Here is a 12896-nt window from a genome sequence, read left to right on the forward strand (position 1 = left end):
CGGAGCAGGGTGACGGAGCAGCGCACCGCTCCCAGGACCTGCCACCACAGGCAGGCATCGTCTTCAGGGTAGGGACGGCGCAGGGGTAGAGGGTGGGCCTGGAGCTCCTCGGAGTGATAGAGGGGATCGGGCGGCGGAGGCGCCGGGAACTCGCCCTCGCTCAGGCCCAGGACGAAGAGGTGGTCCACGACCACCGCCCTGCCGGCCTCCAGAGGCCCGAAGCGCACCCCGTCCGTGCCTCCCGTCTGCCAAGCCGTGGCTCGGAGGCGCTCGACCAGGGCACGGCGGAACTCAGACCACTCCACCTCGTCCTCGTGCGTGCCCAGGAGGGTGGCCTCGTCGAGTAAGTCGCGGAGAGCCCGCAGCAGCTGCCCCAATGCCTCCTGCTCGCAGTCTCGGCCATCGGGTGGGCAAGCGATGAGCGGGACCACACCCGGTCCTCCTGCCGGCTCCGGCTCCTCGCTCTCCCCATCGGGCCTCAGGCCCAGGACTCTTTCCTGGAGCCAGATGACGTAACCCTCCGCAGTGGCTGTGCGCGGCGGACAAGTGGTATCGAAGAAGGCGATCAGACCCTCGCGGATGGCCTGAAGTTGCTCCGGCGGGAGCGTGGCGTAGAGGGGCAGGTACAGCCTGTCCTCGTCCTCAGGGTCTTCCGGGCGGGAGAGGGGTGGATCCAGGGCCCGCAGCCACTGGTTCCGCCCGGCCACCACCGGGCGTTCCCGGGTGAGCCGGTCGAGCAGGGCGATCTGCTCTGAGGACAGCGAGGACTGGCAGACGTAGGGCGAGCGCAAGGCGTCGAAGGTCTCCCGCCGGGGGAAGTCGAACGGGAGCAGGAGGAGGTTCAGCAGGGCGCGGATAGGGGGGCACTCGGCCAGGGCGCGCGCCACCGGCACCAGCACCCCGTACTCCCGCGCCACCGCGGCCACGCAGTTGGCGTAGCGGTCGGGGGAAGGGGCCAGCAGGGCCACCGCCCCAGGATCGGCCCCGTCCAGGAGCAACCGTTTGATGGCGCGCAGGGCCAGGCGCACCTCCGCCTCGCGGGAGGGGGCGGCGATCGCTCGCCACACGGGTGGACCGGCCTCGAGGTTCACGGCCCCGGGATGGGCGTCTGGTTCCAAGAGGAACCGCCGGACATGGCGCAGGGACTGCACTACCCCGGGGGGCTCCAGGACTGGCTCGGAGCTGAGGGTAGCGAACTCCAGCAGGGCCTGGCGGGTGCGGGCCAGGCGGGACAGGGCGCGGCTATCCGAGGGGCGGTCCTCGTCCCAGGTGAGGTAGACGGACACGTCGCCTATGGCCGACGCCAGGTTCCTCAGCAGCCGCAACTGGACCGGGCTGAACTGGTCGAACCCGAGGACCAGAAGAAGGCCGATGTCCCCCGCCAGGCCAGGCTGCTGCTCGACCAGCCCGGCGGCGGTGGCCAGCAGCCCGTCAGCGTCGGTGCAGTGTCGCTGTTGGAGGAAGTCGTCGTAGCGGCGGTAGAGCAGCGCCAGTTGCGCGTCTCGGTGGGAGCCGCTCCGGCGGGCCTGGTCCTCCATCTGTTCGGGGGAGATCTCCTGGGTGCGCATCTCCCGCAGCCACTCCAGGGCGACGCGGGCAAACCCTGGGTAACCGGCGACGGCGGCAAAGGTGGTTAGTTCGCCGCCGGCTTTCATCTGGGCCAGCAACTGGCGGACCAGGGCCAGGGCTGCCTGGCCGCTGATCTCGGTTACTGGGACAGCCGCCCGGTCTACGATCCACTCGGCCAAGCGATAGAACTGCCAGGCGCGCACCCCGGCGTGGTCACCCAGGCGCCGCTGCCACTGGAGGACGGAGTCATCGCCGGGGAGGAGGGCGTGTACCGGCCACAGGGGCCGGTCTCTGCGGGCGGTGCGCACGCGGGAGATGGCGTGGTGCAGGGCAGCATCGAGCGAGGGGGCAGGGAGAAGCGTGCCGGCCATGCCGGGGTTCTAGAACGAGATCGCCTCTGTGTCAAGCGCAAGGAATGGAACGCTGATTACGCTGATGCTACACTGACTCTCGCTGATCTGTTCGCAACCATGCTTTTCGATCAGCGTAGACCAGCGTCCTGTCAGCGTCATGTGCGCTGTACCTACTTCGGTAGGGCAGTGTTAGAATCGGGGCGGGAGAACCGATGAGACTGCACGAATACCAGGCGAAGCGGATACTGTCTCAGCGTGGCATCTCCACGCCTGAGGGTGGGGTAGCCTACACCCCCGGTGAGGCGCACGAGGTGGCGGCCCAACTCCGGGGGCGGGTGGTGGTGAAGGCTCAGGTGCTGGCGCCTGGTCGGGGGAGGGCGGGGGGTATCAGGGTAGCGGAGGGCCCCGAGGCAGCCGAACTGGCGGCTCAGGAGATCATGAGCCTGGCCATTGGGGGCTTGCCCGTCCGGCGGGTGTTGGTAGAGCGCGCCATTGACATCCGCCGGCAGATGTACATGGGCCTGGCGCTGCAGCCCACCGGCGAGGTCCAGTTCACCGTCGCCAGCGAGGCAGCTCCCTTCACCGAGCCCCCGCGCACCATTGCCCTGGACTACGGCATTGGGCTGCTTCCCTTCCAGGTGCGAGAGTTGGCCTTTGCCTTGGGGCTTCCCCAGCGGGCTACGGAGGGGATGGTGCAGATGGGGCTGGCCTTGTGGGATACGCTAATTGCCACCGACGCTCTGTGGGTGGAGCTCAACCCCCTGGCGTTGACCCCAGTGGAGGACCTGGTAGTGGTGGACTCCAAGATCACCCTGGACGACAATGCCCTCTACCGGCACCCCGAGCTGGCGGAGTTGCGGGAGGCGGAGGAGCTCACCCCGGCGGAGAGCGAGGCCCGGCGCTACGGCCTCTACTACGTGGGGCTGGACGGCAACGTGGGCTCGCTGGTGAACGGGGCCGGGCTGGCCATGGCCACCAGCGACGCCATCGAGGCCTTGGGAGGACGATCGGCCAACATTCTGGATGTGGGCGGGGGGGCCCGGGCCCAGAGGGTAGCTGCGGGCATGAACATTCTGCTGCGCGATGCTCGGCTGCGCTCCATCCTGGTGGCGATCTTCGGCGGGATCACCCGGTGTGACGAGGTGGCGGCGGGCATCCTGGCCGCCATCCAGTGCTCGGGGGCGCCGGTGCCCATCTACGTGCGCCTCACGGGCACTAACGAGCACGAGGGGAGGCAGATGCTGGCCGGAGCTCCGGTGACACTGGTCTCGGACCTCTACGAGGGGGCGCGCCTGGCGGTGGCTACTGCGGAGGCGGCATGAGCATCCTTCTGGACGCGGAGACCAGGGTACTGGTGCAGGGGATCACCGGGCGCGAGGGGCGTTTCCACACTCAGCGCATGCTCGACTATGGCACCAAGGTGGTTGCCGGGGTGGTGCCGGGCCGTGGAGGGGAGTGGGTACACGGGGTGCCGGTGTTCGATAGCGTGCGGGAGGCCATGGTGGCCACGGAGGCGGAGGCATCGGTGACGTTCGTGCCGGCGCGCTTCGCGACCGATGCCATTTACGAGGCCGCCTTCTCCGGCATCAAGCTGATCGTGAGCGTGACCGAGGGCATCCCGGTGCATGACGTGGTGCGGTTGCGGCGCTTCCTGGCCGAGCGGAACGCCCGCCTGATAGGGCCGAACTCTCCTGGCATCGTGGTGCCCGGAGCGGCCAAGCTGGGCATCATGCCGGGTAGCATTCACACTCCGGGCCCGGTGGGGGTGCTGTCTCGCAGCAGCACTCTGACGTACGAGATCGTGGCGGCGCTGAGCCGGTTCCGCCTCGGGCAGTCTACCGTAGTGGGGATAGGCGGGGACTACGTGGTGGGCACAGGCTTTGTGGAGCTGCTAGAGCTGCTCAACGATGACCCCGACACCGAGGAGGTGGTGCTGATCGGGGAGATCGGGGGGATGGAGGAGCAGCTGGCGGCAGAGTACATCGGCAGCCACATGAGCAAGCCGGTGGTGGCCTACATCGCCGGCCTGACGGCGCCTCCGCGCAAGCGCATCGGCCATCCCGGGGCGATAGTGGACCGCTCCGATAGCAGCGCGCAGGAGAAGATCGAAGCGCTGCGGGCGGCGGGGGTGCAGGTGGCGGAGCATCCGGCCCAGGTGGCGGAGCTGCTACAGGCCGGAACGAGGGAGGGGGCGTGAGTCTCTGGGGGGCGGACGCGGCGCGGCGCGCAGTCGGCTCCGGCAGAGGCACGGGCTGAAGCCGCGTGCTAGAGATGCGAGGCCGGCCTGCGCCGGCTGGCGACTGGAGCCCGCGAAGGTGTGTTGCGCCCGGGTGTCGAGCCTGATGCCCGTGGATCAGGCGGTCTCTGCTCTGAGAAGTCCCGCTAAGCCGCCTGTTGATCAGGGGCCAACGTGACCTGCCTCCGGTACGAGCTCAAAGCATCACAGACACTCGGCCTCGCCCTACCCCTGAACCTCCACCTCTCAGTATGGTCCGCGCAATCGCTCCTTTCATGGTATCAGGTGTGCCCTAGAGAGACACGAAGGTCTGCGGTGAATCCCACCCCTACTGCAGCGCCTCTTCCTCGCTCACCCGTCGCTGGCCGCTTGGCCGCGCCTCCGCCTCCACTATCTCCGGCCACTCCTCCCCCGCTTCCACCATCCGCCGCAGCAGGCGCTCCCGCATCACCGCCGCCACCTTCCGGTGCGACTCCATGTGGATCAGGTTGGTGAGCTCGTAGGGGTCGGCCTCCAGGTCGTACAGGCAGTCCTCCACGTAACGGTCCGAGCCCGGATCGCGGCCGGGGTCCTTGTCGGGGGCTACCACGGAGTACTTCCAGCGCCTGGTGCGGACGGCCCGGCCCACCTGAGCCTCGCTGATCTGGATGAACACCTCCTCCGGCCAGTCCACCGCTTCCCGTCGCAGCAGGGGCATGATGGAGCGGCCCTGCATCCGCTCGGGCACCTCCAGCCCGGCGGCGTCCAGCAGGGTGGGGGGCAGGTCCACCAGGCTGACCATCTCCCGCACCTGACCGCCGCCCCGGAAGCCCGGCCCCGTCAGCAAAGTGGGTACGCGGACGGCGCTGTCGTGGCAGGAGCGTTTGTACTCGGCGTTGCGGGTCTTGAAGTGGCTGCCGTGGTCCGAGGTGAAGAGGACAATGGTATTGTCGCTGAGGTCCAGGCTCTTCAGGGCATCAAGCAGTCGGCCGAAGGCCTCGTCCAGCCGCTTGACCATGCCGAAGTAGCCGCCCAGGTGCTGGGCCGCCGAGCCACCCAGGGCCTGAAGGTCGGGCGGGATCCAGCGGCCGGTGTAGCGCTCCCGGTAGCCATCCGGAGGCGGGTAGTCGTCCACGTGGTTCTGGTGATGGGGCTCCAGGTAGGAGATGGTGAGGAAGAAGGGCTCGTGCTGGTGCTCGTCCAGGTAGCGGATGGCGGCATCGGTGAGGGCGTCCACTCGATAGCCGGGCAGCCGCACCGGCCGATTGTCGTTGTCATACATGACGGTGCGGTAGGGCTCAGAGGTGAACTCCAGCAGCTCCGAGCCCAGCCAGTACTGGAATCCGCCCCGCCGCTCCTCCGGCACCGCCTCCGGGTGCTCCCGGCCCGCCAGGTGCCACTTGCCGATGTAGCCGGTGTGGTAGCCGGCGTCGTTGAAGCGACGGGCCACGGTGTCCTCTCCCACCCGCATGCCGATGCCGTTGCGGAAGACGCCGGTGTTGGTGGCGTAGAGGCCAGTCTGTAGAGAAGACCGGGCCGGGGCGCACACTGGTTGGCAGGTGAAGGCGTGGTACAGGTGCGTGCCCTCTCGAGCTATCCGGTCGAAGTTGGGGGTCAGGCCCAGCGGGTTGCCGTGGACCCCGGTGGTATCCCATCGCTGCTGGTCGGTGAAGAAGAAGACGACGTTGGGCCGATCCGGGCGCCGATGGTTCATTCCACTCTCCTCAGGATAGGTTATAGGTTACAGGTTACAGGGTAGGAGGGTCGGCATCCGCCGCGTCTCAGCGGCCGTCATGCACTCACCTCATGGCCTGGAATCTGATCCCTCCAACCTGCACCCTGTTCCCTGTACCCTATACCCTGTTCCCTGTTCCCTGTAACCTACTCCAGCCCCAGGCCGCGCAGATTGGCCACCACTCCCTCCTCCTCGGCCCGGTACAGCCGCCAGATGACGCGCAGGCCCTGGAGGCTGCCGGGGCCGTCGGTGAGGGGGCGCTGACCGGTCTCCACGCAGTCGAGGAAGTGCTTCATCTCGTTCTCGGTGTGTTTGTTGGGCTCCGCCTCCATGATGAGCTCTTCCTCGCCCTTGTGGATGAAGGTGAGCTTGCCGTGAGTGATGTCGGCCTCCAGCAGGCCATCGGTGCAGTGGGCGTGGAAAGAGTAGCCCAGGCGGGTACCCCGCGCGCCCCAGGTGCCAAAGTGGTAGCCCAGGCGTCCGCCCTCGAACTCGATGCAGACGTTGCTGGTGCCCTCCTTCTCCATCCATGGGGTGCCGAAGTTGGTTCCCAGGTGGGTGCCCTGAATGGGGCGGCCCAGGTACCAGAGGAGGATGTCTATGTAGTGGCAGCCGTGGCTGAAGAGCTGTCCCCCGCCCAGGGTCTTGGCGCTTAGGGCCCAATGGCCGGGCCAGTACTGGGTCAGTTGCTCCGTCCAGATGGACACCTGGAATACATCCCCAAATACGCGGCCATCCAGCAGTTGCTTCATGCGGACCACCAGGGGGTGATAGCGCATGCAGTAGGCGATCATGAGGGTGCGCTGGTTGCGCTCCGACGCCTCGATCAGGTCCAGGCACTCTCGCTCGCTGTTGGCCATGGGCTTCTCCAGGAGGACGTGCTTGCCCGCCTCCAGGCACTCCATGCCCACCGGGTAGTGCAGGTGGTGAGGCAGGACGATCAGCACCGCGTCCACCTCATCCAGAATCTTACGGTAATCGGTGACGGCGACGGCTCCTTCGAAGTGCTCGGCCACGGCCCTGGCCTTGCCCTCGTCAATATCCACCGCCGCCACCAGGTCCATCCGATCGCGAACCCGGTCGAACCGCTGCACGTGGGCCTTTGCCATGCCCCCGCAACCGATGAGCCCCAGGCGAATCCTGTCCATGGGTGCCTTCTCCTCCCTTGCGCGCGGCCAGAACCTCGAGCCGCGTGGGCCGATTGTGCCCCAGGGAAATCAAGAGGACAACCGGCGGCGAGCGAGGGTGAGGCCGGGCCCCTTCGGCCGCGGGGGGATTCGACGGGATCGGGGCGGGGCGTGTCACCGTGCACCCGCTGACGACCGGCGGAGACTGGCCTGTTAGGGCCTCCTTTCTGAGACGATGGGGAGACGGTGGGATCACATAATGTCTCCTGCAGCATTCAGCGCGGAGGTGACGCCATGCAGGTTAGGATACTGAGGCTGGAGCCCATGCGAGTGGCCTATTCCCACGCCGTGGGGGCCGAGCCAGAGAAGGCTTCCTGGGAGATCATGGAGAAGTGGGCCAAGGCCAAGGGCCTCCTGGACGGCACCAGGCCCTACCGCATCTTCGGCCACAACAACCCCAACCCGTCCGGCGGGGACCCCATCTACGGGTACGACTTTCTCCTCACCGTGGATGAGGAGGTGGAGCCCGAGGGCGAAATCGGGGTGAAGCGCCTTGCCGGGGGCCTGTACGCGGCCACGCTCATCCCCCTAGGCACCGGTGACGGCAGCCACATCTCGGATGCCTGGATGGAGCTGCACCAGTGGGTGGAGGCGTCGGCCTTCCGGCGCGGCTCCCATCAGTGGCTGGAGGAGCAGCTGACCGTGACCGCCGCCGACGGCAGTCAGGAGCTCCTCCTCGATCTGTACTACCCGTTGGAAGGCTGAGCCGGGAGAGCACGCCCCAGGCCGATCTGATCCCATGGGCCCGGCCGGCTGCGAGCTCAGGAGGAACGGCTCTGCCCACGCTCGCGAGACGGTCTGGAGACGAGAGGTCAGTACTATGGCTCCCGTAAGCGTAGTAGTGGCGAAGGAGGGAGTCTCCATGTGGGCATTCGGGATCGAGCATTGGTACCGTGAGGGAGCAAGAGGACGCGGGACTGAGGGCAGAACGATGGAACGGCTGGCGCAGCTGGCGGGCAGCGGGCGACAAGACACGCCGGACCGACAACATCCCGGTGCGCTGGGTGGCCTGACAGGGCTGGTGGGCCTGGCCGTGGGCTGGATCCTCCACGTCAGAGCACTATGACCCCTGGGCCGGCAACGTCCGGGACGGCTGCGGTGGACCCGTCACTGGGGGCCGTCCGGTCGGGTGCCGGCCTTCCCCCTCGTTCCTCCTCAAAGCCCGCGGGGGCCGGCACACGGCCCCCGCGTTGTCATGACGGTGGTGGGCCCCCATCACTTCGCTGGCATGGCGGAATCGCTAGAGGGCAGCTACAGTCGCGCCAGTGCCTGCTTCGCCACTGCCTCGGCGTGCCCGTCGCCGGAGGCCCGTGCCCGCGTCACACTGCGCTCCAGCCACTCTCGCGCCTGACCATGCTGCCCGTGGGAGGCCGCCAGCGACGCAGCATGGGATAGCAGCCACGTGACCGCGGGGGCATACCCGGAGCGCTCGGCGGCGGTGAGAGCGGCCTCCACGTCCTGCCTGGCGGCGAGTGGCCTGCCGCTGGCCCAGCCGGCCTGGGCCAGCAGAAGACGCGTCTCCACCATCCGCCTGAGATCGCCCCGTTGCTCGAAGATGGCCAGCGCCTCGCGCCCCAGGTGCGCGGCCTCGTGGTGGAGCCCGCGGGCAGTGGCGACGATGGCCATCCCGTTGTGGCAGAGGGCTTGGCCCCAGTGGTGGCCTAGGTCGGAGAAGATCGCCAGGGCCGTCTCGTACCCCACCCAGGCGGCTTCGTAGTCGTGCAGGCCGAGGTTAGCTGCGTCGGCCCACACCAACCTCGCCAGAGCCTCGGCCCAGCGATCGCCGGAGGCCCGGAAGATGCCCTGGCTGCGGCGGCACGATTCCAGGGCAGCCGCGGGCGACGGTTCGGCGCCCACGCTATTCACCAGGAGGGCGAAGGCCACCTCTCTGCCATCCGGAAGCTCTTGGGCCAGCGACAGACTCTGCGCCCTCACCTCTGACACCTGCTCCCTAGGGTATGACAGGACGGCCCGAAACCTCCCGGTCACTGCGAGCAGGAGGGCCAGGAGTGCCGCCGGCTCCTCGCCGGGGCGCTCACTCAGCTCCTTCCTGGCCGGCTCCATGGCGGCGCTGAAACTCCTAAGGCCCTCCTCCGGCCGCCCCAGCATCTCGTGGAACAGGGCCCAGGCCGCAGCGGCGCCGCGCACCAGCTCCCAGCCTCGGTTCGCCACGGCGTGGTCCCAGGCCGCCTCGAGGTCGGGCACCTCAGCTTGCAGCAAGGCTAGGGGGGTATCCTCGCCGCCGGCCATTAGCCCCGCGCCGACCTGGCGCAGCATCTCCAGGCAGTAGCGGCAGTGCTGCCCTCGTGCTTGCCTCTCATCGTCCGGGCTCAGGGCCAGCTTCTCGGCGGCATACTGCTTGACGACGGCATGCAGATGGTAGCGGCCGCCGTCGGCGTAGCTCAGGAGCGACTTGTCCACCAGCATCATCAGCATGGCGGGGCCCGCCGCGGCGATGGCATCCGCTGCCTCGCGGGTGAAGCCTGCTCGGAACACCGATAGCCGCGCCAGCGCCTGCTGTTCCTTCGGCAGCAGGAGGCTCCAGGACTGCTCGAACACCGCCCGCAGGCTACGATGGCGTTCGGGCGCGCCCCGCCAGACCCTAGAGGGAAAATCCAGATTGCGCTCCAGCTCGGCGGCTATGTCCTCCACCGGCAGGGCGCGCACCCAGGCTGCCGCCATCTCCAGGCCCAGGGGCAGCCCCTCAACCAGGCGACAGACCCGCACAATGGCCGGCCACTGATCTGGCGTGGGCAGATAGCCGGCCACGTTCCTCCTGGCGGCGCCGAGGAAGAGGCGGCAAGCGGCGTAGTGCTCCGGTGCTTCCGGGCTGGGTGGACAGGCCAGCCCGCGGACCTCCAGCACCCACTCAGACATCAGGTTCAGGCGCTCGCGCGAAGTAACAAGCACCTTCACCTGGGGCGCCGAGGCGGTCAGCCGCTCCAGCAGGGGGGCGCTGTCCAGAAGGTGTTCCATGCCGTCCAGAACCACCAGCGCCTCCCGCGTCCGCAGGTGCTCCAGGAGACGGGTGACCTCATCGGCCTCGGCGGTCGGGCCGACCGCGGCAGCTCCCGGGACTCGGGTGGCGCTGGCGATGGCACCGGCGACGTGGTCGGCGCCGGGAAGGCTCTCCAATGGCACCACCACCGCTCCGTCTCGGAAACGCTCGCTCATCTCATGGGCGGCCTCGAGGGCAAGGCGTGTCTTGCCCACTCCTCCCTGACCCAGCAGGGTGAGAAGGTGACAGTCCGGATCGGCCAGCAGGCGGGCGATCTCGGCCATCTCCCTCTCCCGGCCCACCAGAGGCGTGACCGGCGGCGGCGGTGGGGAGAATGGCCTGGCCCGAGCCGGTTCGGCCACCGGGACCGGCTCGACCGGTGCAGATGGGGCGGTGGCAGACAGGATCTGCTGGTAGAGGGCTTGGGTGGCCGGCTCGGGTTCGGCATCCAGCTCTCGCTGCAGCACCTGGGCGCACAGCTGGTACTGGCGAAGAGCAAGAGACCGCTGACCGGAGGCGAGGTAAGCGGCCATGGCGGAGCGGTGCGCCCGCTCGTCCAGGGGATCTACCTGAAGCCAGCGGAGGGCAGCGGACAGCGCACGGCCATGCTCGCCTCGGGACAAGGCGACCCGGGCCAGGGCTTCCAGCGCCTGCAGGAGCTCCCGGCGCAGGGCTTCGGCTTCCAGCAACTGCCAATCGTCGAACTCCTCGCTGCCGGCGAGGCTGAGGCCGGCGAGGAAGTCGGCCCGGTAGAGGTTCGCTGCTTCCTCCAGCAGGCCCAGCGTCTCCTCAGGCTTGCCGGCGTCGGACCGCCACTGCCTGATCAGGCGGCGGAACTCGACGACGTCCACCGAGACCTGGGCAGTGTCCATCCTCACGGTCCGTCGGTCTACGTGGAGGTGCGGCTCGCCCAGGGCACGGCGCAGCTCCCAGAGCGAGTGGCGCAGGTAGGCCCGAGCCTGGTCCCGGTCGTAGTCGGGCCAGAGAAGGGCGGCCAGCCGGTCTCGTCCCACTTCGGTGGCGGTCGCTGCCAGATAGGCCAGGAGCGCCAGGGTGCGCTGCCTCGCCACCGGCGCTGGAGCAGAACCGGCCTCGATAGTAGGGTAGCCGAACAGCCGCACGGCGATCGGCGGCATAGTGACCTCCCGGGGCTGGGTTGCGAGGCAGCGTGACGTTGGCCCGATCTCGTCTGGAATGCTACTCCGGCTGGTGGCAAAGGCAAGCGCCGCTCTCTATCTTGCAGGAAGGGCCGAACGTGTGTGAGGGGGCGAATAAGCGACTGTGGTGACTTAGGCGCTGTGGCTCAGCCCTGCAACGCCCGGGCCGAAGTCATATGCCCCTTGACACCCAACTCCCTATACCTTATTAAACTACGTACAGAATCCCTCTTACAATGGGAGTACCGCCACGGCATTCCTGGTTCGCCTTGTCTCCATCCCGTCCTTGAGGAGGAAGCCATGGAGAATCGCAGACTCACGAGACGTACGGTGCTACAGGCCTTCGCTGCCGGGCTCACCGGTGCGCTGGGGGCTTCGCTGATCGCTTCTTGTGGTACTCCGGCCCCGGCGACGGAGCCGGAGCCCGGTGCGACGGCGGAGCCGGTGGAGGAGACCGCAGCAGGGCCAAAGGGAGAGCAGTTCAAGATCGAGCTGCTGGTGGACTATCCTCAGGAATTCATCGACTGGGCCAAGGAGAACCTGGAGCCGCGGATCCAGGAGGAGTTCCCTGTCTCCGAGGTAGTCTACATTCCGATCGACTGGGGCACTCTGAATGAGAAGTTGCTGACCTCCCGCGCTGCCGGAACGATGCCCGACATCGTCCGAGGGGGTTCGGGCGGCCCCGCGTCCTATGTCGAGGGGGACTACATCATCCCGGTGGACGACTACGTAGCCCAGTGGCCCGAGCACGAGGACTTCTACGAGGCCTCCTGGCAGGGTATCGTCTGGGAGGGAAAGCAGTGGGGCATCCCCATGCTGGGTGGCCCCCGGCACTGGTGCTACCGGAGCGACATCACCGATGAGGAGGGAGTCTCGATCTCCGATGACTGGGATTGGGACGACTACATGCAGGCAGCCGTCGCCCTGACCAAGTTTGAGGGGAACAAGATCGTCCGCAAGGGCTCCTCCACCGGCCACGATGAGATGGAGTGGACAGGACTGCTCTATTCGGCCGGGGGTAGCCTGTTCAAGGACGGCAGGTCGAACTTCGTGAGTGAAGAGGGGATCTGGGCTCTGGAGTGGATGGCTGAGCGCCGGGCCAAGGTAGCGCCCGCTGGAATGGCTCCCCTCGAGTCTATGGAGATTCCCTACTTCGCCATAGGGCTGGAAGTGATTGCCTACGGCCACCCGGGCCTGCACGGCAAGAACGTCATCACCTACGCTCCGGACAAGATCGACTTCGTGGCCGTGCCTAAGCCGCCGATAAAGCAGAAGCGGGTCGCCCTGGTGAGCACCGATTGGGATGCCATCAGCAAGACCTGCAAGCACCCCGATGCGGCCTGGCGCTACATGACCCTGCAGGCGTCGGTGGACGCTATGGTGGTAGCCCAGGAGGCCTGGGGTGGCTTCCCACCCACTCGTCGAGGCGTGCTCGAGGTCGCTGAGTACTGCAAGCGAGAGGACGTCAAGAAGGTTACCCAGAACCTCGACGAGTTTGGCCTGACCTACCCGACGGTTCCCAAGGCCTCGCTCCTGCGGCGCAAGATCCTTCTGTCGGAGTGCGAAGCTGCCTGCCTGGGGGTCAAGACCGCGGAACAGGCACTGACGGATGCGGCAGCTGAGTGGGACAAAGAGCTGGAAGCGATGGGCTGGTCGCACACCTGGTAGGAATCTAGCTGCGG

The 12896-nt window shown here is 67.7% G+C and carries 8 protein-coding genes; 4 read left to right on the forward strand and 4 right to left on the reverse strand.

What is annotated here, in order from left to right:
- Positions 1-1940: hypothetical protein (locus tag HPY83_14100; GenBank protein NPV09083.1), on the reverse strand; the 1940-nt coding region annotated here is incomplete at its 3' end.
- Positions 1941-2134: 194 nt separating this feature from the next.
- Here HPY83_14100 and sucC point away from each other — a divergent pair.
- A complete protein-coding gene (gene sucC / locus HPY83_14105; protein ID NPV09084.1) occupies positions 2135-3244 on the forward strand; it encodes a succinate--CoA ligase subunit beta in 1110 nt (369 codons plus the stop codon).
- On the forward strand, positions 3241-4119 hold the full coding sequence (sucD, locus tag HPY83_14110; GenBank protein ID NPV09085.1) for a succinate--CoA ligase subunit alpha: 879 nt from the start codon (positions 3241-3243) through the stop codon (positions 4117-4119). The genes sucC and sucD overlap by 4 nt, the downstream gene beginning before the upstream one ends.
- Positions 4120-4486: 367 nt before the next feature.
- Here sucD and HPY83_14115 read toward each other — a convergent pair whose 3' ends face one another.
- Positions 4487-5851 (reverse strand): sulfatase-like hydrolase/transferase, encoded by a 1365-nt coding sequence (locus HPY83_14115; GenBank protein ID NPV09086.1) that lies wholly within the window; start codon positions 5849-5851, stop codon positions 4487-4489.
- A 167-nt stretch (positions 5852-6018) separates the two neighbouring features.
- Positions 6019-7020, reverse strand: a complete 1002-nt coding sequence (locus HPY83_14120; protein ID NPV09087.1) for a Gfo/Idh/MocA family oxidoreductase — start codon at positions 7018-7020, stop codon at positions 6019-6021.
- 273 nt (positions 7021-7293) lie between these two features.
- Between HPY83_14120 and HPY83_14125 the strand changes: the two genes are divergently transcribed.
- Positions 7294-7764, forward strand: a complete 471-nt coding sequence (locus HPY83_14125) for a hypothetical protein (GenBank protein ID NPV09088.1) — start codon at positions 7294-7296, stop codon at positions 7762-7764.
- A gap of 546 nt (positions 7765-8310) precedes the next feature.
- On the opposite strand, the gene HPY83_14130 is transcribed toward HPY83_14125, so the two are convergent.
- Positions 8311-11193: an AAA family ATPase gene (locus tag HPY83_14130; protein ID NPV09089.1), complete on the reverse strand. Its 2883-nt coding sequence runs from the start codon at positions 11191-11193 to the stop codon at positions 8311-8313.
- 321 nt (positions 11194-11514) lie between these two features.
- On the opposite strand from HPY83_14130, the gene HPY83_14135 reads away from it, so the two are divergent.
- Positions 11515-12882: an extracellular solute-binding protein gene (locus HPY83_14135; GenBank protein ID NPV09090.1), complete on the forward strand. Its 1368-nt coding sequence runs from the start codon at positions 11515-11517 to the stop codon at positions 12880-12882.
- Positions 12883-12896: the final 14 nt, after the last annotated feature.

It is taken from the genome of Anaerolineae bacterium (assembly GCA_013178015.1).
Classification (GTDB): Bacteria; Chloroflexota; Anaerolineae; order DRVO01; family DRVO01; genus Ch71.